The following is a 23,333-nucleotide window of genomic DNA, read 5'->3' on the forward strand; positions in this document are numbered from 1 at the left end:
TTTTAATCACATCTTATTGAAAAAGCAAAATTATTAAAAAAACAAAAAATAAACAGCAAAAAGGCAATAAAACCGCCATCAATTCATCATAAGCGGTTTTAGGACATTGTTTTAGAGCATCATGGCTCATTTACTCGTTATCAAGGCTTAGCTTGTTTAGCTGGTTAAAGACGCATACCCCAACGCATACAACACACCTTCTAACCCTGTGCAGTTAATGGCGGCATCAGCACGGGCTTGTACAATGGGTTTGGCACGATACGCCAGCCCCAAATTTGCCATGTCCATCATCGGCAAATCATTTGCCCCATCGCCAACACACACCACCGCTTGCTTGCTGATGCCAAGCTCATCAGTAATTTGTCTGACCAGCACAGCTTTGGTCGCCCCATTGATGATGGGCATTTGCACCCTACCTGTTATCTGCCCATCTTGCATTGATAAGGCATTGGCATGAACCACATGGATACCCAACTGCTTAGCAACTTGCTTGGCAAAATACTCAAAACCCCCTGATATCAAGGCGGTGTAATAACCCATGGCAGATAATAACGCCAACGTGGTTTTTGCCCCTTTTGATAATGTTAATGAATCAGCAATGTCTGCTAAATGATGATCAGGCAGTCCTTGCAGTAATGCCAACCGCTGAGCAAACGATTCATCAAAATCCAACTCACCACGCATGGCAGAATCGGTGATGTCGTTGACTTTATCGCCCACACCCATCACTTTGGCAAGCTCAACAATGACTTCTTGCTCTATCAAAGTAGAATCCATATCAAAACACGCCAAGCGGTGGGTGTGTAGCATGTCAGCAACAGGTAAAATATGGCAATCAAATGCACCTCTTGCCTGCTCTTCGGTCAAGCCCAAATGACCCAGCTTGTCTTGTAAATGATGGGTTACCTGTTCATCAATCACATGAGCAATGGCACGACTTTTACTGTCATTGGGCTTAAGCATCTGCACATCACTGGGACAAAGTACCAAGCGATTAACCGACACAGGTGTCAGAACATCATCATACTCAGTCAGCGATGCCACCACTTGCTTTAAGGTATCTTCTTCACTACGGTCATTGTCATCAATGTTGGTAATTTGCCAACCTGCTGGTGTATTGGCTTGTGCATACGCCCAATCTGCTAATAACGCCTGAGCATTGATGTTACTGACATGGCTGAGCATCTCGGTGCGTATCACCACTATCAACGCATATATCGGTAACGCATATAAACTTGCCACATCACTCACCATCTGCTCAGCATCTTTAATTTTTGCCTTTACCAATACTTGCTTTAGCCCATCTTGCCAAGCCTGCATGGTGGTGGTGCTGTGCTGTTTTAAGCGATGTTGCAAGGTTTGGCTTAAGGCACTATTAATATTTGTCATATTTGAATGAATGGCATCTGAATGAATGTTTGATGTGATGTGTGCAGTATTGATATCGATATTCATGGGCTATCTGTCCTATTAACGTATTAACAAATCATCAGTTACTGACATTATGGCATGTTGGACAGATTTTATCACGGATTAACACAATAATAAGGTTATCAAATCATCAGCGAACATATATAATCATCACCCTATTTGCCATTTGATTTTAAGCATCATTATGACTTACACCGCCCCTAGGCAAGGACTGTTTGCCATCATCATTCTTATCAGCTTTATATTGCATAGCGTACTTATGGTATTTAGTTTAGAGCAACAACTAAATGCCAACCGTGAACACAAAGCCAAACAGCTCATCAGTGAGTTGGCAGAAACCACAGGGGTGGCTCTTTATCAAGATGACCGAGTCAGCCTAAGCGTCATCGCTGACCACCTTGGTAACGACATTGATGTTACTCGACTAACTTTATTAGACAACGCTGGCAACATACTGGTACAAACAGGAAACGCCCCCTTGCAAGCAGGCACAACCCACCACAAACCCGTCCTGCTACAAAACAATAAGGTTGGCGATGTCGAGCTGACCATCAAACGCACCAGCAAAGGTGAGATGGTCAAAACGCTATGGCCGTTTGAACTTGGGGCATTGATTGTCCATCTGTTGATATGGTTGTTATATGGCCATATTGCTCGCCCAACCAAAGGGCAGTTGCAACGGCTAAGCCGTGACATTCATGATTATTATGTGTTGCACTATGACATGGCAAACAACGACATGGCAAACAACCAACAACACGGCGGTGTTCACTTCTCATATGACGACAGACATGATAGACATGATGACACGCCTAATACAGACAACAACACTGCCAGCCTATCTGTTGACGAATCAAGCCAACCAGCCACCAGCCAACCAGACCATGGCCATGTCTATGATGATGTCAGCTCACAAGTCAGTCGTTTTTTAAAGCGTGGTCAATTCAAACCGAACACACAAAAAGACACTGACCAAAACAGCCCACCAACCGACAACCCAGTAGCCAATAAGGCGCAACCGTCTTCTTGGCAAGATTCTACCAAACACCAAACCCATCAACAAAATTTGGTTAATCCAAATGGAGCGAAGCAAACTCGCCATATTCCTACCAACACTGATACGCCCATCGTGGTGGCATTTATGTTTGCTGATGAACACCGCTTATTAAGCAAGCTATCACCCCAAATTGCCCAGCCCTATCTGACCTTGTGTAATGACTTACTGCAGACCGCAAGTCTTGAGCTGTTACGACAACCATCATTTCAAGGTGTGCAACTGCAAAGTCTTGAACATTTTGCCATAAATCACCCTGCCCGAATCACCTTAAATGTCAAACAGGGCTTTGACAACGCCAATAGTAAGCTTGCTCAAGCCAGTGTGATGCTGGCGATGCTGTGCATGATGCTCAACAAAATCATCTTTGACAGACACCGTGAGCTGAAGCGATTTGCCCTACCCATCAATGCCACCATTGCCCATACCGAGCAAAGTGATGGTATCGTCCATTTGCTTAAAGGTCGCTTTCAAGAACATCAAACCTATGTGCTATTGCCCACTCAAGAGCTGACGCAAATCCAACAGCGTATCCAACTTACCCAGTTAAACAATCCAAAATCTGTCTATGAACGAGAATGCCGACGCATTATCGGAGCAGATGATGACACCATCAACCGCTTAACTTCGTTGCGTAATGACATCATGCTGACCGTTTGACAACATCAGCCAATACCATAAAGCCATTGACAAAATCAGCATTAGGCTTTATAAGGCTATTTATCAAAACCCATGTTCCAAACGCATGAGACAGGTTTTGACCACACGCATGGATTTTACCGATGATTTATTTGATGGATTAAGGAGTTTTTATGAGTGACTTAGAAGATGATTTTGAAGATGATGGTTTTGCTGAAGAAGATGAAGACGCAAAACTGGCTGACGAAAGTGAGACAGGCACAACTTCTCGAACCCGCAGTTTAGAAAAACGTCGTTTGATTGACGATTTACTGGCACAAAAACGTCTGGAGCGTGAGCTAAAAGATGACTTAGACGATTTAGATGACCTAGATGGCTTGGACGACTTAGATGATGATTGGAATGATGAAGAATAAATGAAGGAAAATAATGAACCAAATACCCGACCCACAACTACTTGCCTATTTGGATTCTGCTGACAACCAATACGGCTTAGACCACATTGCCACGCATGGGTTTTTGACCGCCACGGTGGTGGGTAAGCCATTTACCAACTGGTTGTCTGCTTTGTTTGAAAGGCAACAAGACAGCGTGCCTGATGCCATCAAGTCTGCCCTACACGCTTGGCAAACCGCCATAGAATCCGAACTCAAAGACGAAACCCCAATTCACTTACCCTTTATTGTTGGCGATACAGATGACACAGAAAAGCCTATGGATTTTTCACCAGATTCAGAGCTTTCTGCTTGGGCAGTGGGCTTTATTGATGCCATGTATGCCGATGAAACAGATGACTGGTTCGCCGACAATGACACCGAAGATGACGTGGCGATGCTGACCTTACCGATGATTGTGTTTAGTGGCATTGATGAAGACGATGAGACCTTATCTGACATTCGCCAAGATGATGACCTATTGGCTCAAATGGCAAACAGCTTGGAAGAGAATTTAACCCAGTTGTATTTGCTGTTCCATCAAACATAACACAAACATAACAAACATCAAAGACCGCTCATGTTCATCATGAATCAACTCTTTTGCAGTCATCTGCCATTTATGTTTTAGACAAATGTAACCTACTTAGTCATCATGGTTAACCAAACCCTGTTAGCGAAGTTTTGTTAGCAACACTCTGAGTTTATCATTCACTTTATTTTAAACATTCACTGTATTTTATTTTATTAAGACAATTTCACCAAATTTTACTAAGACAAATCTCATGACTCAACACACCACACAAATCAATACTTTAAGTCAAAGCCTAACTCAAGCCTTAAAAATGATGCAAAATTCCTACAACCCCACCGATGTCGAAAATGGCATGTATCAAATTTGGGAACAACAAGGCCATTTTAAACCCCAATCAAACTCTGCCATCATCGACAAACAAAACACCTTTTCCATCGCCTTGCCACCGCCCAATGTCACAGGTTCGCTGCATATGGGGCATGGCTTTAACAACACCATCATGGACACATTAACCCGCTATCATCGCATGATGGGTCATAACACACTTTGGCAGCCCGGTACCGACCACGCAGGCATTGCCACACAGATGGTGGTGGAGCGTCAGCTTGGGTTACAAGGCATCAGCCGTCATGATTTGGGACGTGAGAAGTTCATTGACAAGGTTTGGGCGTGGAAAGAGCAGTCAGGTAACAACATCACTCGCCAAATTCGCCGTTTGGGGTCGTCCGTGGACTGGTCTCGTGAACGCTTTACCATGGACGACGGTCTGTCGCAAGCGGTCAAAGAGGTGTTTGTGCGGCTTTATGATGAGGGCTTGATTTATCGTGGCAAACGCCTTGTCAATTGGGACTGTAAATTAAAAACCGCCATTAGTGATTTGGAAGTGGAAAATCGTGATGAAAAAGGCTTTATGTATCACGTTCGCTATCCTTTTGCCGCTGGGCAAACGGACGCCAATGGAGCAAGCCTTGACGGCAAGTATATGCACATTGCCACCACTCGCCCAGAGACCATTTTGGCAGACGGCTGTTTGGCGGTACACCCTGATGATAGCCGATATACGCACATTTTGGGTAAAATGGTGCATGTGCCTTTAACCGACCGTGTCATTCCTGTGCTGGCTGACCCTTATCCTGACCCTGAATTTGGTACAGGGTGCGTAAAAATTACCCCTGCCCACGATTTTAATGACTACGAAGTCGGCGAACGCCAAAACATTGAGATTATTAACCTAATGAACCTTGACGGCACGATGAACGAAAATTGTCCGCCTGCTTATCAAGGGCTTGACCGCTTTGACGCTCGTAAAAAAATCATTGCCGACCTAGAAACGCACGGCTTTTTAGAAAAAGTAGAACCCCACGAATTAAAACGCCCCTATGGCGACCGCTCTGGTACAGTCATTGAACCACTTTTGACCGACCAATGGTATGTGGCGATTGAAACTCTTGCCAAACCAGCGATTGAAGCGGTGCAAAATGGCGACATTCAATTCGTGCCACAACAATACACCAACATGTATATGGCATGGATGCGTGATATCCAAGACTGGTGCATCAGCCGTCAGCTGTGGTGGGGGCATCGTATCCCTGCATGGTATGATGACAATGGCAATGTGTATGTGGGGCGTGATGAAAGCGAAGTGCGTGCCAAATACAGCTTAGCCGATACCCCCCTTCGCCAAGATGATGATGTGCTAGATACTTGGTTTAGCTCTGCTCTGTGGACATTTAGCACGCTTGACTGGACAGGTCAGACCAGCTTTGATGATTATGGCGATGTCCTACAAACCTTTCACCCAACAAGCGTGCTGGTAACAGGATTTGACATCATTTTCTTTTGGGTTGCTCGCATGATTATGATGACCATGCACTTTATCAAAGACAAAGATGGCAAGCCCCAAGTCCCCTTTAAGACCGTTTATGTGCATGGTCTGGTCAGAGACAGCCAAGGGCAAAAAATGAGCAAATCCAAAGGCAATGTGCTTGACCCCATTGACTTAATTGATGGCATTGATTTGGAAAATCTGGTCAACAAACGCACCCAAGGGTTGATGAACCCAAAAGAGGCGGACAACATCGCCAAACAAACCCGCCAAGAATTCCCTGACGGTATCCCAGCCTTTGGCACAGATGCCCTGCGATTTACCTACGCATCACTTGCCAGCACAGGGCGAGACATTAACTTTGACTTAAAACGCATTGAAGGATATCGCAATTTTTGTAATAAAATCTGGAACGCCACTCGCTTTGTACTCATGAACTGCATTGACAAAGATGGCAATCCCCAAAACATTGATAAATCCGCCAACCCCAAGCTTTGGCAGTTGCCTGAACACTGGATCATCAGCCGTCTAAACACCACCATCAATGACATTCACGAGCATATGAGCCAGTACCGTTTTGACTTGATGAGCCAAGCCATTTATGAATTTATTTGGAATGAATACTGCGACTGGTATGTGGAGCTTGCCAAATCCAGCTTAAACGCATCAGAACAAGACGGCACGGTCAGCGATGAGCGAAAAGCCCAAATCCGTTATGTGCTGCTCTTTGTGCTTGAAATGGCAATGAAAATGACCCACCCCATCATGCCCTATCTCACCGAAGAGATTTGGCAAACCATCACGCCACTGCTGGGCAAAACAGGTGAAAGCATCATGCTAAGCACCTACCCCAAGTGTGATGACAGCAAAATCAACAAACAAGCCGAAAGCGACATGGCATGGCTACAAAGCCTTATCGGTGCGGTGCGAAACATTCGTGGCGAGATGAAACTGGGCAATGCTGTGCGTCTGCCTGTGCTGATTCAAGGGGCAAGCGATGAACAAAAAGCAAGCCTTGTACGCATTGACAATCAATTTAAAACTCTTGCCAAAGTAGACAGCCTAACGATTGTCAAAACTGGCGAAGAGGTGCCATTATCATCATCTGGCATGGTTGGACAAATGAAAGTGCTTGTCCCCATGAAAGGCTTGATTGACCCGACCGCTGAACTAAACCGCCTAAATAAAGTGCGTGATAAACTGCAAACCCAAGCAGATGCAATCAGTAAAAAGCTGTCCAATGACAACTTCATCGCCAAAGCCCCCGCTCAGGTGGTACAAGCAGAAAAGATGAAATTGGCAGAATTAAATGGGCAGTTGGCAGAAGTGGAGAAGCAGGTGGGGGCGTTGGGGAATTTGTAACTAAAAAATTAAGCGTAATTAGAAATAATTATGCTTAACTTGTTCTACTGTCCAATTCTACTTTTCAAACCAATTCTAGTTTTCAAATTAAATTATCAAAGGTGTCAAATGACAAAGAAAAATACCCAAAGCATCGAGCCAAATATCGCTGACCTTGCCAATGGTTGGCTTAAAAAATATGAGCTTAATTATAAATTAGAACAAGAGTCTCTCAATGATGAAATTGACAAGGCATTACAGTATTATGAATCTAAAAGTGGAGGAAAAGGAGGTAATCGTCCAGATACAAAATTGCTTTTAGAAAATCAATATGGAGAAGTTTTTCCTGTATTGATTGAATATAAAGGTAAAAAAAATGCTTTGGTAAAATTAGACAACGATGGTAATGTAGAGAACCGCAGTGCAAAGAACGAACCCAACTACAAAAATATAAAAGATTATGCTGTCAATGGAGCGGTGCATTATGCCAATGCTTTGTTGCATCATACCAGTTATACCGATATTATCGCCATTGGCATGACAGGTGAAAAAGATGAAAAGGGAAATATTCGTCATCAAATTGGAGTGTATTATGTTTCTAAAAAGAACTTGGGAGTCGGGCAAAAAGTAGGTGATTTTACTGATTTTTCTTTTTTGTCAAAACAAAATGCTGATGCTTTTATTGAGCAAGTCAAAAATTTATCACTTTCGCAAGAAGAATTAGATAAACTCAAAGAAAAGCGTGAAAAAGAAATCGATGCTAGCCTTGTAAGACTCAATAATGATATTTACCAAAATGAAAAAGGCTTGGGTGAAAACGACCGTGTTTATTTGGTGGCAGCTTCTATCATTGCAACATTGGGCGTGGCAGGAAAAGTAAAGCCTTTGGAAAAAGAAGAATTAAAATCCAGCCAAGAAGAAGGCAATCGAGATGGAGATATTATTATTCGTAAAATCAATGCTTTTTTTAATGAAAAGAAACTTCCACAAGATAAAAAAGACCTCATCATCCGCACGCTCTCTAATACGCTTTTAACAGAAAATATCAATAAAGACACAAACGGAGAAAGTCAATTAAAAAGAGTTTTTACTAAGATTGTCGATGATTTGGGTATTTACTACAAAATTGGCTTGACAACTGATTTTACTGGTAAATTGTTTAATGAAATGTACTCTTGGCTTGGCTTTACTCAAGACAAGCTCAACGATGTCGTTCTGACGCCCTCATATGTTGCAACCTTGCTTGTGAAGTTGGCAAGGGTTAATAAAGACAGTTTTGTATGGGATTTTGCCACAGGGTCAGCAGGACTTTTGGTGGCAGCCATGAATGAAATGCTAAGCGATGCCAAAGAAACGATTTATTCGCCAGAGGAATTACACCTCAAAGAAGCTCATATTAAAGCCAAGCAACTTTTAGGACTTGAATTATTGTCCAGTTAGGACTTGAATTATTGTCCAGTGTCTACATGCTCGCCATTCTCAATATGATAATGATGGGAGATGGAAGTTCTAACATCATCAATAAAAATTCGCTAACAGATTTTGATGGAAATTATGGCTTTGGCAATAAAGATGAAAAATTCCCAGCCGATGCCTTTATTCTCAATCCACCTTATTCTGCCACAGGCAACGGAATGAACTTTGTGGAAACCGCCTTGAATATGATGCACAAAGGCTATGCTGCCATTATTATTCAAAACTCGGCAGGTAGTGGAAGAGCCAAAGAAATTAACCAACGCATTTTACAAAAACATACCCTATTGGCAAGTATCAAAATGCCAATAGATTTGTTTATCGGTAAATCCAGCGTACAGACCAACATTTATGTATTTAAAATAGGTGAAAAACACAAAGAAAAATCCATCGTTAAATTCATTGATTTTACCAACGACGGCTATACACGCACCAATCGCAAAAAGGCAAGTAACAACCTAAAAGACACCGACAGAGCCAGACAACGCTATCAGGAAGTCGTAGATTTAGTAGAATTTGGGAAAAGCCAACTAAATATCTTTACAGAAAAAGAATATTATGAAAATACCATTGACCCCAAAAGTGGTGCTGACTGGAATCAAACCGCACCGATTGATACCAAACCCACGCTGGAAGATTTTAAGAAAACCGTAAGTGACTATTTGGCGTGGGAAGTATCTAACCTATTGAAAAACCAAGATAAACAACTGGGAAAGTAGAAACCCACTTAACACAAGAACTCCAACAAGTTAAGTGGGCAGAGTTTAGAATTGGAGATTTGTTTGAAAAAATAGATGCCAATAATATAATGAAAAATGAAGTTGGTGATTTACCAGCAACTACTGCTATTTTATCAAACAATCAAATAGGAAGATATATTTCAAGAGAAAATGCTACCATTCTTGAAAAGGTATTTTCTGCAACAGCAAATGGGTTCGGTAAAGTCTTTTATCAGCCATATGAATTTACTGTATTGCAAGATAGCTATGCTTTTAGATTTAAGGATAAAAATATTGATATATCAAAAATACATTCTTTTATTGTTAGTGCCTTGAATAAAGTCTACTCTAAATATGATTGGGGTAATAAATCTGGTTGGGCAAAAGTAAAAGAGGAAAAAATCTCTCTTCCCACCAAAAATGGCGAAATTGATTTTGATTTTATGGAAAATTTTATCTCGCAGCTCGAGGCGTTCCACCTCTCGCAGCTCGAGGCATATCTCTTAGTTACAGGTTTAAAAGATTATACGCTTACGTTTGCTGAGCAACAGGCTCTTGCCGATTTTGAAAATGGTAAAGTACAGTGGGCAGAGTTTAATCTTAAAAAACTATTTGGGAAATCAACTCGTGGAAAGCGTTTAAAAAGTGCTGATAGAATAACGGGGAATTTGCCATTTGTTACGGCAGGAGAAGCAGATACAGGTATTTCTGCATATATCGGAAATGAGGTAGAAGTATTTAGTAAAAATACCACTACGATTGATATGTTTGGTTCAGCTAAATATCGTAATTATGATTATGGAGGTGATGACCATATAGCTGTTGTTCATACAGAAAAATTAAACAAACACGCCTCTATATTTACCACAACGGCTATTCATAAATCTTCTTATACTGGTAAGTTTAGTTATGCTCGTAATTTTTATGCAAAAGATGCAGACGAATTAAATATTTTTCTTCCTTCCCAAAACAACGCACCCAACTACGACTATATGGTGTTGCTCATCTCTGCCATACAAAAACTTGTAATAAAAGATGTGGTCTTGTACGCCGATAAAAAGATAGAAGCGACTAAGCAAGCGATAGGGAAGGGCTAATTAATGTTTTCGCCACCCCAAACACCCCACAATGAGCCGCCACCACCGTCTCAATGTCAGGTGAATAGCCCCACCCCACACCCCAATTAACAAAAGGCTGTCCAATGGCAACTTTGTCGCCAAAGCCCTTGCCCAGTCAGTGGAAGCAGAGCCAGATGGCGAAAACAGAGCGAGCAAAACTCTTCCGAGCCACTTAATTGCAAAACATAAAAAGCACAAATAAAAAAGCCTAACCATTTAGGTTAGGATTTTTAGCATTTGGAGCGGGAAACGAGATTCGAACTCGCGACCCCGACCTTGGCAAGGTCGTGCTCTACCAACTGAGCTATTCCCGCGTTTGTGGCTGACCATTATATCGCATATTTTTTGCTTGTCAACACTTTTTGTTCTGCTGATTTTTATCTTTTATGCTGTTTTGCTGCCGCCAAAAAGCTGTTAAACAAAGGATGTCCGTCTCGGGGTGAGCTGGTAAATTCAGGGTGAAATTGCACCGCCACAAACCAAGGATGCTCACTAATCTCCACCGCTTCCACCAAATGTTGCTTTGCAGAATAGCCAGAGATTTTCATGCCTGCCTGCTCCAATGGCTCAATATAGCGATTATTCATCTCATAGCGATGACGATGACGCTCGTTAATGGTGTGTGTGCCATAGATTTGTTTTAGTTTGCTGTCAGCAACCAACGTAGCCTTTTGTTCACCCAATCGCATTGTGCCGCCAAGGTCAGAGTCGTCATGACGAATTTGTAACTCACCACGCTCATCCATCCATTCGGTAATCAAGCCAATGATTGGTTCAGCACTCTTACGGTCAAACTCACTGGAATTGGCATTTAGCCCCAGAACATGACGAGCGTATTCAATCACCGCCAACTGCATGCCCAAACAAATGCCCAAATATGGCACGTTATTTTCTCTGGCATAAGTAATGGCTTTCATTTTACCAACTGTACCACGCTCACCAAAGCCCCCAGGCACTAAAATGCCATCGGCCAGTTTTAACTGTGCCAGTAAGTCATCATCTGTCTGTAGTCGTTCAGCATCAATATAGTGAATGTTGACATGGGTTCGGTGTTTAATGCCCGCATGTAGCAAAGCTTCGTTGATGGATTTATAAGCATCTGGTAGCTCCACATATTTACCCACCATATAAATATTGACCTCACCATCAGCATTGAGCAAAGCATCAACCACTGTGTCCCAATCAGACAAATCAGCTTCAGGAGCTTGAATGGTGAAACGTTCGCATATCAGGTCATCTAAATCCTGTTCATACAACATGCGTGGTATTTGATAAATGGTATCCGCATCAGGGCATAAAATAACCGCACGCTCTTCTACATTGGTAAACAAAGCAATCTTACGGCGATTGTCTTGACTGATAAGATGCTCACTGCGACATATCAGCACATCAGGCTGTAACCCAATGGAACGCAACTCTTTGACCGAGTGCTGTGTGGGTTTGGTTTTGGTTTCACCAGCACTGGAGATATACGGTACAAGCGTTAGGTGCATCAGCATGGCACGCCCACGCCCCAGCTCAACCATCATCTGACGCACCGCTTCCATAAATGGCAAGCTTTCAATATCACCGACTGTACCGCCAATCTCTATGATGGCAATATCATGCCCTTGAGCACTGGCATGGATACGATGCTTAATTTCATCAGTGATGTGGGGAATGACCTGCACCGTACCGCCCAAATAGTCCCCACGACGCTCTTTATTAAGCACCGTCTGATAAATACGCCCACTGGTAAAGTTATTGCTTTTGCTCATTTTAGAATGACGCAAAAACCGCTCATAATAGCCCAAATCAAGGTCAGTCTCTGCCCCATCTTGGGTAACAAAAACCTCACCGTGTTGAAAAGGGCTCATGGTACCGGGGTCAACGTTAATGTAAGGGTCCATCTTAGTCATGGTAACCCTTAGCCCACGGGCTTCTAGCACAGCGGCTAACGATGCGGCAGTAATGCCCTTACCCAATGATGACACCACGCCACCTGTGACAAAGATAAATTTAGTCATATTCGTATCAGTTTTTTTATCCATCATAATAAGAATCACATTCAATCGGTAAAGGCAAATTTTACTAGATTTATCTATAAAAATCAGCCAAAAACTCACATAAAAAAAATCCACGCCAATTGACGTGGATTTTTGTTTGCTGACTTTTACCAGCTAACTTTAGCACGTTAGCTGATTAGCAAGTGGACCAGATTAGAATCTGTATTCGACACCAGCACCGACACCAAAGCCAGTGTTTTTAGTGCTGTCGTATTGGCTATTGTTGATGATAGCATTTTTACGTTCGCTGTTGACATAGCCAGTGTAGACATGACCTGTGGTGGCTTTATTAAAGGCATATTTACCGCCAACACCGATACCCATTGACTTATCATCAAAACCAGCGGCATTTTTAATCAAAGCCACTTGACCGTAGGCTGTCCATGGGGTGGCGGTTTTCATTTCACCACTGACAATAAGGGTATTTTCTTTTTTATCGCCTACATTGCCATCAAACAAAGGACTGGCTTTTTGGTTTTTAGCAGCAACGCCAAATTTTGAAATTTGATATAAAGCACCCACAGTCAATGCTGGAGAAACAGCATAGTTACCAGACAGACGAATGTGGTTGTCATCACCGTAGTGAATATAAGTGGCACCTGCATTGATAGGACCTGTGCTATAAGTTGCACCCACACCAAACTGGTCATCTTTGGCAAGACCACCTTTATCAGTGTCTGAATCAAAAGCATACATGCCTAAGAACTGAACACCATTGTATTCAGGTGATACATAGGCAAAGGCATTGTTGACACGTGGGCCATCAAAACTAGGAACGATGTCGCCCACGTTATTACCTTCCAACACTCTGGCAAAATCAACATTATTATCAATGGTGGTTAAGCGACCAGCCAATAATGTGCCGTATTCTTTATGAGCAAGACCTAGGTAAGTATCACGAGATGTGAACTGTTTTTGTTCTTTTGCACCATTATCAATGGCAACACCATACTCAAGCTGATAAACCACATCAGTATTGGCGGTCAATGCTTCTGAGCCTTTTAGACCAATGCGTGAGCTGTTTGAATTAAGACCTTTTTCATTGGTGTCTTCTTTGGTCTGTACAAGACCTGACTTAGAAGTTGCTTTAGCATTGCTGGCATCAACAGTCAAATACGCTTTACCGTAAACGGTGGGTGCTGCGTTAGCAGCAGATACAGATAGAGCAGCAACAGCTGACGCTAAAAGTAGTTTTTTCATGGGTCTCTCCACTTTATATGACATTTTTTAGTGATGGGCTGCTCTAATAAGCTAACGCCCAGTTGGCAATCTATGACTAGACCACCATGGTCTAAATTAAAGGCCTAAATTAAGGTTTACATTGAACAGAGCATGGCAACGTCATGTCATCAGATTGTTGGTCATAAAATCACAAAAGGAAAGCACTTATGTCAGATCAGGTGCTTAACTTGGCATCATATAAGCAACATCTTTAACCAAACTCATACTCACCCATAAGAATAACAACTTTGACACAATTTGCAACATTTTTTTTATTATTTGGGTCATTTTTTACCAAAAAATTTTATGACTAAGACGCATATTTGCCTTGATGGTCATGTTGCATCAAGCAAATGGCCAATAAAAGGCATGCCAGCAACAGCAGACATGCCCGACACAATGGCATTCTAGATACCCGCTAACGGCTTGTTTTTTGTGATAAGCATGCTTGATATTTGCTACAATACTGTTTTTGTTTTTATTATTTTTTGCTTTCATCATTTTTTATTGTCATCTTTAAGGTTAATTATGCCGTCCACATCTTTTTGCCCTGCTGATGAAGCCTTAGCGAACAACATCATGGCAAACAACATCATACCGAAAAATATCATGACGAAAAACGACCACAACAGCGACCATGACAACAATAACCATGGCAACAGCAACCATAACAACAGTAATGCCACCACCACCTCAGCTGACATCAGTGGCATTCTGGCATTTTTGGGCTGTCGCACCTCATCTGCTTGGTTAACCGCTGCCTGTCATAACCTGCCCCTAATCTTACAAGACCATGCCAATTGTGAAAAAAAAGCCGCTGGTACGGCGATGAATTTGATTTTTCAGTATGAATTTAATACCGAGTTACAAAAAAAACTGGCACAGCTTATCCGAGAAGAGATGTTGCATTATGAACAAGTGTTGGCACTGATGGCAGAACGAGGGCTGTCTTGGTCGCATCTGCCAGCAGGACGTTACGCCAAAGGCATGCTTAAACACAAACGCACCCATGAACCTGCTGCCATGATTGATGTGTTGATTATTGGCGCATTTATTGAAGCTCGTTCATGTGAGCGGTTTGCGGCTTTGGCACAAGTCGTAGAAGATGAGCGATTGGCAAGATATTACCGCCATTTGCTTAAGTCCGAAAGCCGTCATTACGAAGATTATTTGGCACTGGCAAATGCAATGGCAAACACAACGACAAATGCGATAAGTCATAAAGACATTAGCGACAGGGTGGCTTTTTTTCGTGAAGTGGAAGCTGAGCTGATAAGCACCCCTGATGATGAATTACGCTTTCATAGTGGCATACCAATCTAAGTGGCATGCCAATCTAAAAAAGACCAAACCCAAACCTAAACAAAACCCCAAATGCTGTCAATTTAGGGTTTTAAGGTTTTAGGATTTTAAGAATTTTAAGATTTGGACGCAACACGCAACACATTTGGGGCTAAATATAACTCCGCTTTTGGGGTCATAGCGAACGATGCTGGGCGTTTTGTGCATTGGTGTATTTGTTGTTATCTGTGATGTCATCAGATGCCAAACGTGGTTCACCCAGTTCAGTGGTTGTTTTTAGGTTTTCATCATTCACACCCCCATCAAATGCCTGTCCTTGTTGATCACGGCGGTCAGGTTGACGAGCAACGTTATCACCATCGTTAACATGCGGTAGTGGGTTGGTGTCTGCATCTAAGATTTTTGAGCCTTTGATGTTGGTCTCAAGATTGGCTTGAATGTCGGTGCTTGGCTCAACATCTTGTCTGTCTGATGCCTGTCTATTTAGTGTTTTATTACTGGGCGTGTTGGTCATGGTTTTCCTTTATTATCAATTATTTTGTTGCCTGACTGATTTGGCTTACTTAAGCTTACTTAAATTATCCACCTTAAGTTCACCTGCGTTAACCCCTGCAGGTGGCAAATTTTCATTGTCTCTTGGGTCAGCATAAATTTCATCGGTTTCTTGCGACTCTTGTGCTGGTCCATCTATCTTAGGTTGATATTTACGACCTTCATAATGATTGATGTCGTCCAAATTGGTGGGGTCTTTGCGTTCCATGATGATTTCCTTCCATTGACACATAAATGAATGAATAAACATAATATTGATAAATCAGCTAACCTGTGTCAGCTTACTGACATTTGCTGACAAGCGGTAGACATAAGACGTAAAACTATGTGTCTTTATGTAACCAAATATGTTACCAAATGGCTTTATATAACCAATTAATATGACCAAAAGACTCACAACTCAATCCCTTCATACGCCATGACTGTGTGCAAGTCTTTATCCCCACGCCCAGACAGATTGACAATGATGGACTGCTCAGGTGTCATGCTTTTGGCAAGTTTTAGGGCATAAGCAACCGCATGAGAGCTTTCTAAAGCAGGAATGATGCCCTCTTTTTGGGTCAGTTGCCCAAAGGCATTCATGGCTTCATCATCAGTGATGGCAACATAGTTAACCCGGTCAACATCTTTTAAAAAACTGTGTTCAGGACCAACCCCCGGATAATCCAAACCTGCCGATATGCTGTGGGTTTCAAGAATTTGCCCATCATCATCTGCCATCAGATAGGTGCGATTGCCGTGCAATACCCCAACACGCCCTGCATTCAGTGGGGCAGAATGTCTGCCTGTCTGAATGCCCTCGCCTGCCGCTTCTACCCCATAAATCGCCACATCAAGGTCGTTTAAAAACTCATAAAACAGCCCAATGGCGTTACTGCCGCCACCAACGCATGCCACCAAGGCATCAGGCAGTTTATTTTCTTTTTCTAGGTGTTGGCGTCTGGCTTCTCGCCCAATGATGGCTTGAAAGTCACGTACCAACTGTGGATATGGGTGCGGTCCTGCCACCGTACCGATGACATAATAGGTGCTATCCACATTGGCTACCCAATCTCGCATGGCTTCATTCATGGCGTCTTTTAGGGTCTTTGAACCAGATGTCACAGGCACAACTGTCGCCCCAAGCAGTCGCATGCGATAGACATTCATTTTTTGTCGCTCAACATCATGACTGCCCATATACACCACACATTCTAAACCAAGCCGTGCAGCAATGGTGGCGGTCGCAACACCATGCTGTCCTGCCCCTGTCTCAGCGATGATGCGTCTTTTGCCCACCATCTTGGCAAGTAAAGCTTGACCAATGGTATTATTAACCTTATGCGCCCCTGTGTGATTTAAGTCTTCACGTTTAAGATAAATTTTTGCACCGCCATTTTCTTCACTTAGCCGTTTGGCAAGGTATAACGGCGTGGGTCTGCCAACATAGTCAACCAAATCTTGTTGAAACGCTTGCCAAAATTGTGGGTCAGCTTTGGCTTTGGTATATATGACTTCTAATTCTTCGATGGCTTGCATCAAAGTTTCAGAGACAAATCGACCGCCATGCACACCAAAGTGTCCACTGGAGTCTGGAAATTGGGTAAAGTCTGTCATGGTGATTGGGTTTTTAGTGTTCATTGGTTTTCCTACAATCATTAATTGGTTATATTAAATTTGTTGGCAATTTTGCTAGAATTTTTATTTATTAAAAGTTAACAGCACCGAATTTTCAATTTTTTGGGTAAAATTTGGGTTGCTTGCATCGTTATTGCTTAAATCACAAATCCTTAACCACCTTTAATCCTGCAAAGGTTTGAGCGGTTGGCATCACTTCCAGTGTGTTGATATTGATATGCTCTGGTTGCTCAACAAGCCACGCCACGATGTTGGCGATGTCGCTTGGTTTGATGAATAAGATGCCATCATACACGGTTTTGGCTTTGTCATCATCGCCTTTAAAACGGACATTACTAAACTCCGTATCACCACACAACCCCGGCTCTAAGTTAGTCACTCGCACTTTTTTGCCCACCAAATCAGCTCGTAAGTTTAAGCCAAACTGTTTGACAAATGCTTTGGTTGCTCCGTACACATTTGCCCCAAAGTATGGATAATTACCTGCAGTTGAGCCAATGTTGATGACATAACCGCTATTTTTGGCAGTCATATGTGGCAAAATGGCATAAGTTAAGTGAGCCAAACCCAAGATATTGGTGTTAATCATCTGTTGCCAGTCAGCAAAATCGGCTTTATCAGCAGGTTCAAGCCCTAACGCCAGCCCTGCATTATTGACCAACACATCAATGTTGGTCAGCAGGTCAGTTGGCAAAGTGGCAAGTGCGGTCATGGTTGCTGACACATCAGCGATGTCAAAGGCAAGCGGAATGAAACAGTCGCCAAATTGTGCTTTTAAGGCATCTAATTTGGCTTGTCGTCTGCCTGTGCCAATGACGGTATGACCTTTGCTGATGAATAATTCTGCGATTGCTTTACCAAAACCTGATGTTACACCTGTGATTAAGATGTTCATACTGGATTTTCCTTGTGGTCATTGTTGATTTATCTATCGATTTATCGTTATATTATACTAGTACATAAGTGATTAGTCCATAGACATTGTTCTAAATCTAAACTTAGTCAAAAAATGACGACACACGTCAGCAACGACACACATCAGTAATGTTGTTATCTGCCAGTTAATTTTTTGATAAAATCCATCATTTTCTCCAAATCTTTCACCCCTTTTTGACTTTCAATCCCGCCACTGACATCAACGCTATAAATTGGTAATTCACAAGTTTGAGCCACATTGTCTGCCGTCAGTCCCCCTGCCAAAATCATCGGTAACGGTGAATTCTTTGGCAATTTGCCCCAATCAAACCGCTCACCTGTACCCCCAAATTTATCAGGGTGGTACAAATCCAGCAGTACCCCACTTGCACCATGGTCATACAACTCATTGATTTTTAACAAGATACTGACTTCATCGTCCTCTTCACGTACCCGAATGGCTTTTATCCAGCGTTTACCGACATGCTTTGCCATCTGCTGACACATCAAAGGTGATTCATCGCCATGAAACTGTATCACATCAAATGGCACTTGCTCAGCCAATGCCACCAGTTCTTGCTCAGACAAATTCACCACCAACGCCACAACGGTGGTAAAGACAGGTATGGCTTTAACAAGCTTTATTGCTTGCTCTACCGTAACCGCTCGGGAGCTTGGTGGATAAAACACCAAACCAATGGCATCTACACCAAGCTTAACAGCATTGGCAACATCTTGTGCTTGCGTTAAGCCACAGAATTTTATGGCAGGTCTTGTATTTAAACCCCTTGTGCTTGAAGCCCTTGTACTTGAAACCCTTGTGCTTGCATTCTTAGCACCACCAAAAGCGTTCATATCGCAATATCCCCACAATCCATATCTCATCTAAACAATCATAAAAAAAGCGACTGGCTTTGCCAATCGCTTATGTTTATCAGCCATCATCAGACTGACCATATCATAAACCAAACCACAGGCATATGTTAACAACCATGACACGTTTGATGGTTGATTTGATGGTTGATTGAATGGTCAATTAAGTGCTTTTAATTAAGCGTTTAAGCACTTTTGGTTAAGTGCTGGTATTATATTGTTTATCCAGCTCAATCAATTGTGACATGGCTTTATTCATGCCGTGCATGACCTGACCCAACAATACCTGTTGTTTGGTTAACACAATGGCAATCATGGGTTGGTTTTCGTTTGCCACAGCACTAATCATGATTTTGCCATTTTCAGCATCTAAGATAACACTACGACAGCCAGTTAAATGAGCTTCATTGACCAAGGCTTGTACCAATGCCAATATAGAACTGCCAACAGCTGACAGTTTACCACCGTCATATTTGTTATGAAAGATTGAGCTGACTTCAAAGCCATCAGTGGTGGCAAGTAGCACACCTTCTATGCCGCTGGTGGAATGCACCAAGCTATTTAGCACCTCTTTAGAAGCAGAGATAAATTTATCAGAAGGTTTAATGCGATTAGAGTCAGATTTAAACAGTTTGTCACTCATTATAAGTATTCCCGATTGATATTGGTTAAACAGAGCCAGTTAAACAGAGCTTTAGAAAGCTAACTCACCATTGATGGTAATCATAATATAATTTACAAAAACTCACAATATGAGACCTCATGACCACAAATAAATTACCACAAACACACAAAACTTATCTCAGATAAACGCTGGCAATAACAAATGGGGTTGATTGATGACTGTATTTATAACTGCATTTCATTCATGCCTGTGTTTGATTGCAACCGTACTTGATGGCAACCATATTAGATGGCAACTAAGATTGCTCAAGCGATGCAATGATGGTCTCAACCAACAACAGCACATCATCTTTGACACGCATGTCCACAGGGTAGATTGGCAAATTCACACCATGTTTATCCATCCATGCTCGATAAATGGCAAAATCACGCTCAGGTTTTTTATCGATTTGGCTGATGCCAATGACAATACGCCCATCATAAATGGATTTAAATGTGTTGATATAGTTCTCTAACTCTTTGACAGAATCTTCAGATGAATGGTCAATCAAAATCACCACGCCCAAAGCCCCTTGCGATAAAATGGGCCAAATAAAGTTAAATCGCTCTTGCCCTGGCGTGCCATACAAACCAATACTGCTGCCCCCTTCTAAGGTTAGCTCACCATAATCCATGCCCACAGTCGTTAATGCCTTGGTGTGCTGATCAAGGTCAGTATTTTTTACTTCAGTAGACACCACAGGAATGTCAGATAAACTGGCGATGGCCTGTGTTTTGCCCGCCCCCATAGGACCGCTAAAGACGATTTTAAGACGTTGCATACAATATTACCTATTAAATGTAAAATTTAAAAATAAAGATACCATAAAAATAAGGCAGAATGTCAGTAAATGACCAAAAAATGTCCAAAATTTATCACATGCGATTATTAATCGTTACAGACCCAATTTACGACGCAATTTTGATAAAAAGCCCATCTTCTCTTTCTTCTCTGGTGCATCAGATTTGGCTGGTTGAGCGGTCTGTTGAGACGTCGGAGTAATGGTTGATGCTGGTTGGGGTTTGGGTGGCATGCCTAACGCTCGTTGTGACAATATGGCATCAAGTGGTGATGCTTTGGCATCAATGCCATCAACGCTCTGAGAAGGTGTGGCTGATGTGTTGGTTGGCGAGCTGACAGATGGGGCAACGGCTAAAACGGCTAAGTTGTCATAAGCGGATTTATCCAAATAACCTGCAAACAACAGTCCTGCCAGTACTTGTTTGGTAACCATGGGCGATGTGCCTGCCATATCAGCAATGTCAACAACGCCATTTTGACCATGCTCCATGGCAGTCATGATGCGTAACAAATCTCGACGCTCCACGCCATGGCTTGGCTTAACCCAATAGCGTAAAGCAAAGGTGGCTGACTGGCTAATTAAAGGGGTTAGGCTGTCAATTTTTGCCCATGCGTTGTCCCACAGCCATTGTTTTAGGTCAGTTGGTTGCCCTGTTGGTTCATCTTTAGCAGTCACCAAATCAATCGTGGTCAGATTGTCAGCAAATAAAGCGTGGATATTGGCAATATTGGCATCACGTTGCCAAACAATCTGTCGCTTGGTATCCACGGTGGCGACAATATCACCTGCAAGCACAATATGTTGTTTGTCTGCTTGTGGTTGGTGAATGGCTTCAATAAAGCGAATAAGGGCTTGGTGAGTGGGTATGGCTTGGTGAGTATCAGTGGTTGATGATTGAGCGGTTGATGATTGAACTGGGTTTGTCAGCTGGCTTGGCGTTTGACTGGTTTGCTCAGTCTGTGTTGATTGGTTGCTGGGCGTATTTTGTGTGTGGGTGTTTCGTGTGGCAGTCGCCCCCAATAACGCCACATGAGAATATAACCACTGATTCAACACGTCCATTTTTTTGAGTGGCAAGGACAGTTCATCGCCAACCAATGTCCCTTCTTCATTGGCAGAACGTTTAATATATAAGGCAGGTTTTCGCCCTTGCTTGGCAAGCAACTTGATGACGTTATCAGCATGTTTAAATTCATGACTGATAAAGAACAAATCCACATCAGGATGATTGGCAGATACCCATTCCAAATCCACTTCCAACCTTAGTAGGACTCTTAAATAACCCTTTAAAATAACTTGGTCTGCTGGCTTGATACCCACCAAAGCCGTCCGCATGACGTGCTTAAGATTTCCTTGATTATTTGCCGAAAGGCTAGACATGTTGCGTCTCCAAATACATGATTTGCTTGCAAATGCAATGACATCATTTTATGAATACCAGCTTAATAAGCCTTAATAAGAAATATAACATTAAGCTTAGGCATGATGGCATCAGAATGATGGTGTTAATTTTGCCAAACTGTCATCATACCATCATATTATGATGATTATTTTGACAAAATACCAAGCTTGACAAAATATCAAACATGATAAAATGCCAAAAAACAGTCAGTTAGCAGATAAAAGCATGAACATGACTTATGTTTTGTATTTTTTGCTTAATATTTTTGTAGTCTTTCAAGTTTAAAGCAGATAAGGCAATAATACCATACCTGTCAAGCAATATATTTGCCCACTAATCCAAACCGTCATTTACAAATCGCCATTTACAAAGCATCATGGCATCAGCAGGATAATACCATGAATGTTAAAGCACAGTCATACAAATTCAGTCATACAAATTCAGTCACACAAATTGTGATGAAACACATTTTTGATTAACGTTAATGAATCTTAACAAGACTGACTTGGGCTGACCGCCACGGTTACCCTTGCTCCAGTCATTTCAAACAGTTGTTCCACTTGCACTTTGGCGTTATCGGTTGCCAGCTTTAAAATGCCACCTTGACAAGCTTGCTTGAGTACTTGGCTTTTACCCACAGATTGGGCTTCTTTGAGAATGGCTGGGTCGGCTTGTAGCATACCAAACACACCTGTTTTCCAGTCATATAGTTCAATGTCATCAAGATAGACATCAAAAATTTGGGCAGGTGGCAAGGTGATGTGAATGTTGGCATTGTCTAGGCTGGTTACTTGATTGGCAATTTGGTTGTGATTGGCTTGGGAGTCGCTGACTTCTGGTACGATGGGATTAAGCGTAATCATTTGGGGGGTTAGCTTTGCCAAATCCACGCCTGCATTAACACGGCCGTGAGCGATGAACAGACCCTTTTGTTTATCCTGCCAAAGGCTATACCATGTGCCTTGCTTTTCACTGGTAATCACGGTGTCCACGCTGTAAGCAACCGTTTGTAGGCGATTAAGTTGTTGGATTTGGCTGACCACGCCATCACGACTGATGGCTTCGACCGGGTTGGGTTGGGTTGGCTTAAAAAGTTGCCACGCCATCAATGCCATGCCCAAAAAACCCACCATGAGCAATAAAATGCCTATCCATTGGGTGGGTTTTTTGCTGTTGGTTTGTTCAGTTAAGGGGTGTGTCATGAAGGTTATTTCCTTTTTATCAAGACTTATTAGGCAATTTAACAATGTCAGTCAATTTAACGATACCAGTCATCAAAGACAAAAAGCAATCAAAGACAGTTAAAATATCGGTAAACTGATAAAAAAACATTGCGTAATCTGCTCAGTTTACATACCATTGATTGACATG

20 protein-coding genes and 1 tRNA gene are annotated in these 23,333 nt (G+C 42.3%); 8 read left to right on the plus strand and 13 right to left on the minus strand.

Translation table 11 applies throughout. The features are described from left to right. Positions 1-156 precede the first annotated feature (156 nt). Entirely contained in the window at positions 157-1,455 is a 1,299-nt protein-coding gene (serB, locus tag WDM69_RS07485) for a phosphoserine phosphatase SerB (RefSeq protein WP_338755241.1), read from the minus strand. Positions 1,456-1,615: 160 nt separating this feature from the next. Here serB and WDM69_RS07490 point away from each other — a divergent pair, with 160 nt between their 5' ends. The 7 genes from WDM69_RS07490 (at position 1,616) to WDM69_RS07520 (ending at position 10,548) form a co-directional block, all read left to right on the plus strand. Continuing rightward, positions 1,616-3,145, plus strand: coding sequence for a hypothetical protein (locus tag WDM69_RS07490; RefSeq protein WP_078307922.1), 1,530 nt, complete (start codon positions 1,616-1,618; stop codon positions 3,143-3,145). Between the two features lie 152 nt (positions 3,146-3,297). After that, positions 3,298-3,540 (plus strand): PA3496 family putative envelope integrity protein, encoded by a 243-nt coding sequence (locus WDM69_RS07495; RefSeq protein ID WP_078307920.1) that lies wholly within the window; start codon positions 3,298-3,300, stop codon positions 3,538-3,540. Between the two features lie 22 nt (positions 3,541-3,562). Next, positions 3,563-4,108: a UPF0149 family protein gene (locus WDM69_RS07500; RefSeq protein ID WP_411350815.1), complete on the plus strand. Its 546-nt coding sequence runs from the start codon at positions 3,563-3,565 to the stop codon at positions 4,106-4,108. A gap of 295 nt (positions 4,109-4,403) precedes the next feature. Beyond that, positions 4,404-7,280 (plus strand): valine--tRNA ligase, encoded by a 2,877-nt coding sequence (locus WDM69_RS07505; protein WP_338755909.1) that lies wholly within the window; start codon positions 4,404-4,406, stop codon positions 7,278-7,280. A 108-nt stretch (positions 7,281-7,388) separates the two neighbouring features. Further along, on the plus strand, positions 7,389-8,699 hold the full coding sequence (locus WDM69_RS07510) for an N-6 DNA methylase (RefSeq protein WP_338755242.1): 1,311 nt from the start codon (positions 7,389-7,391) through the stop codon (positions 8,697-8,699). Between the two features lie 11 nt (positions 8,700-8,710). Continuing rightward, positions 8,711-9,451 (plus strand): N-6 DNA methylase, encoded by a 741-nt coding sequence (locus tag WDM69_RS07515; RefSeq protein ID WP_338755243.1) that lies wholly within the window; start codon positions 8,711-8,713, stop codon positions 9,449-9,451. An 89-nt stretch (positions 9,452-9,540) separates the two neighbouring features. Beyond that, positions 9,541-10,548, plus strand: a complete 1,008-nt coding sequence (locus WDM69_RS07520; RefSeq protein WP_338755244.1) for a restriction endonuclease subunit S — start codon at positions 9,541-9,543, stop codon at positions 10,546-10,548. 259 nt (positions 10,549-10,807) lie between these two features. Here WDM69_RS07520 and WDM69_RS07525 read toward each other — a convergent pair. The 3 genes from WDM69_RS07525 to WDM69_RS07535 all read right to left on the minus strand — a co-directional run bounded on the left by WDM69_RS07525 (position 10,808) and on the right by WDM69_RS07535 (position 13,814). Further along, positions 10,808-10,883, minus strand: a tRNA-Gly gene (locus WDM69_RS07525). Positions 10,884-10,946: 63 nt separating this feature from the next. Beyond that, positions 10,947-12,575: a CTP synthase gene (locus WDM69_RS07530; RefSeq protein WP_078307964.1), complete on the minus strand. Its 1,629-nt coding sequence runs from the start codon at positions 12,573-12,575 to the stop codon at positions 10,947-10,949. A gap of 192 nt (positions 12,576-12,767) precedes the next feature. Beyond that, the gene (locus tag WDM69_RS07535; protein WP_078307909.1) at positions 12,768-13,814 is read right to left on the minus strand and encodes a porin; all 1,047 of its coding nucleotides are present in this window, start codon (positions 13,812-13,814) and stop codon (positions 12,768-12,770) included. 549 nt (positions 13,815-14,363) lie between these two features. Between WDM69_RS07535 and WDM69_RS07540 the strand changes: the two genes are divergently transcribed. Continuing rightward, positions 14,364-15,158, plus strand: a complete 795-nt coding sequence (locus WDM69_RS07540) for a tRNA-(ms[2]io[6]A)-hydroxylase (RefSeq protein ID WP_338755246.1) — start codon at positions 14,364-14,366, stop codon at positions 15,156-15,158. Between the two features lie 154 nt (positions 15,159-15,312). On the opposite strand, the gene WDM69_RS07545 is transcribed toward WDM69_RS07540, so the two are convergent. From WDM69_RS07545 to WDM69_RS07585, 9 genes are all read right to left on the minus strand, one after another. Next, positions 15,313-15,651: a hypothetical protein gene (locus WDM69_RS07545; RefSeq protein ID WP_078307907.1), complete on the minus strand. Its 339-nt coding sequence runs from the start codon at positions 15,649-15,651 to the stop codon at positions 15,313-15,315. 45 nt (positions 15,652-15,696) lie between these two features. After that, complete coding sequence (locus WDM69_RS07550) at positions 15,697-15,897, minus strand: hypothetical protein (protein ID WP_078307905.1); 201 nt, start codon at positions 15,895-15,897, stop codon at positions 15,697-15,699. Between the two features lie 185 nt (positions 15,898-16,082). Continuing rightward, complete coding sequence (trpB, locus tag WDM69_RS07555) at positions 16,083-17,285, minus strand: tryptophan synthase subunit beta (protein WP_411350812.1); 1,203 nt, start codon at positions 17,283-17,285, stop codon at positions 16,083-16,085. Positions 17,286-17,448: 163 nt separating this feature from the next. Then, positions 17,449-18,201: an SDR family NAD(P)-dependent oxidoreductase gene (locus WDM69_RS07560; RefSeq protein WP_078307900.1), complete on the minus strand. Its 753-nt coding sequence runs from the start codon at positions 18,199-18,201 to the stop codon at positions 17,449-17,451. Positions 18,202-18,356: 155 nt separating this feature from the next. After that, on the minus strand, positions 18,357-19,076 hold the full coding sequence (locus WDM69_RS07565) for a phosphoribosylanthranilate isomerase (RefSeq protein ID WP_338755247.1): 720 nt from the start codon (positions 19,074-19,076) through the stop codon (positions 18,357-18,359). A gap of 217 nt (positions 19,077-19,293) precedes the next feature. Then, positions 19,294-19,737 (minus strand): roadblock/LC7 domain-containing protein, encoded by a 444-nt coding sequence (locus WDM69_RS07570; RefSeq protein WP_078307895.1) that lies wholly within the window; start codon positions 19,735-19,737, stop codon positions 19,294-19,296. Positions 19,738-20,014: 277 nt separating this feature from the next. After that, positions 20,015-20,539 carry a GTP-binding protein gene (locus WDM69_RS07575; RefSeq protein WP_338755248.1) on the minus strand — a complete coding sequence of 175 codons (525 nt, stop codon included), beginning with the start codon at positions 20,537-20,539 and terminating at the stop codon, positions 20,015-20,017. Between the two features lie 114 nt (positions 20,540-20,653). Then, the gene (locus WDM69_RS07580) at positions 20,654-21,940 is read right to left on the minus strand and encodes a hypothetical protein (protein ID WP_338755249.1); all 1,287 of its coding nucleotides are present in this window, start codon (positions 21,938-21,940) and stop codon (positions 20,654-20,656) included. Between the two features lie 513 nt (positions 21,941-22,453). Then, on the minus strand, positions 22,454-23,164 hold the full coding sequence (locus tag WDM69_RS07585) for a DUF4230 domain-containing protein (protein ID WP_078307890.1): 711 nt from the start codon (positions 23,162-23,164) through the stop codon (positions 22,454-22,456). Between the last annotated feature and the right edge of the window lie 169 nt (positions 23,165-23,333).

Origin of the sequence: Lwoffella lincolnii (assembly GCF_037201985.1) — a bacterium.
In the GTDB taxonomy this organism is placed as follows: Bacteria; Pseudomonadota; Gammaproteobacteria; order Pseudomonadales; family Moraxellaceae; genus Psychrobacter; species Psychrobacter lincolnii.

Bases quoted from the DNA above. Each gene is read 5' to 3' on its own strand.
- serB (WP_338755241.1), bottom strand. From the start codon at position 1,455: ATGAATATCGATATCAATACTGCACACATCACATCAAACATTCATTCA.
- WDM69_RS07490 (WP_078307922.1), top strand. From the start codon at position 1,616: ATGACTTACACCGCCCCTAGGCAAGGACTGTTTGCCATCATCATTCTT.
- WDM69_RS07495 (WP_078307920.1), top strand. From the start codon at position 3,298: ATGAGTGACTTAGAAGATGATTTTGAAGATGATGGTTTTGCTGAAGAA.
- WDM69_RS07505 (WP_338755909.1), top strand. From the start codon at position 4,404: ATGATGCAAAATTCCTACAACCCCACCGATGTCGAAAATGGCATGTAT.
- WDM69_RS07510 (WP_338755242.1), top strand. From the start codon at position 7,389: ATGACAAAGAAAAATACCCAAAGCATCGAGCCAAATATCGCTGACCTT.
- WDM69_RS07520 (WP_338755244.1), top strand. From the start codon at position 9,541: ATGAAAAATGAAGTTGGTGATTTACCAGCAACTACTGCTATTTTATCA.
- WDM69_RS07530 (WP_078307964.1), bottom strand. From the start codon at position 12,575: ATGACTAAATTTATCTTTGTCACAGGTGGCGTGGTGTCATCATTGGGT.
- WDM69_RS07535 (WP_078307909.1), bottom strand. From the start codon at position 13,814: ATGAAAAAACTACTTTTAGCGTCAGCTGTTGCTGCTCTATCTGTATCT.
- WDM69_RS07540 (WP_338755246.1), top strand. From the start codon at position 14,364: ATGCCGTCCACATCTTTTTGCCCTGCTGATGAAGCCTTAGCGAACAAC.
- WDM69_RS07545 (WP_078307907.1), bottom strand. From the start codon at position 15,651: ATGACCAACACGCCCAGTAATAAAACACTAAATAGACAGGCATCAGAC.
- WDM69_RS07550 (WP_078307905.1), bottom strand. From the start codon at position 15,897: ATGGAACGCAAAGACCCCACCAATTTGGACGACATCAATCATTATGAA.
- trpB (WP_411350812.1), bottom strand. From the start codon at position 17,285: ATGACAGACTTTACCCAATTTCCAGACTCCAGTGGACACTTTGGTGTG.
- WDM69_RS07560 (WP_078307900.1), bottom strand. From the start codon at position 18,201: ATGAACATCTTAATCACAGGTGTAACATCAGGTTTTGGTAAAGCAATC.
- WDM69_RS07565 (WP_338755247.1), bottom strand. From the start codon at position 19,076: ATGAACGCTTTTGGTGGTGCTAAGAATGCAAGCACAAGGGTTTCAAGT.
- WDM69_RS07570 (WP_078307895.1), bottom strand. From the start codon at position 19,737: ATGAGTGACAAACTGTTTAAATCTGACTCTAATCGCATTAAACCTTCT.
- WDM69_RS07575 (WP_338755248.1), bottom strand. From the start codon at position 20,539: ATGCAACGTCTTAAAATCGTCTTTAGCGGTCCTATGGGGGCGGGCAAA.
- WDM69_RS07580 (WP_338755249.1), bottom strand. From the start codon at position 21,940: ATGTCTAGCCTTTCGGCAAATAATCAAGGAAATCTTAAGCACGTCATG.
- WDM69_RS07585 (WP_078307890.1), bottom strand. From the start codon at position 23,164: ATGACACACCCCTTAACTGAACAAACCAACAGCAAAAAACCCACCCAA.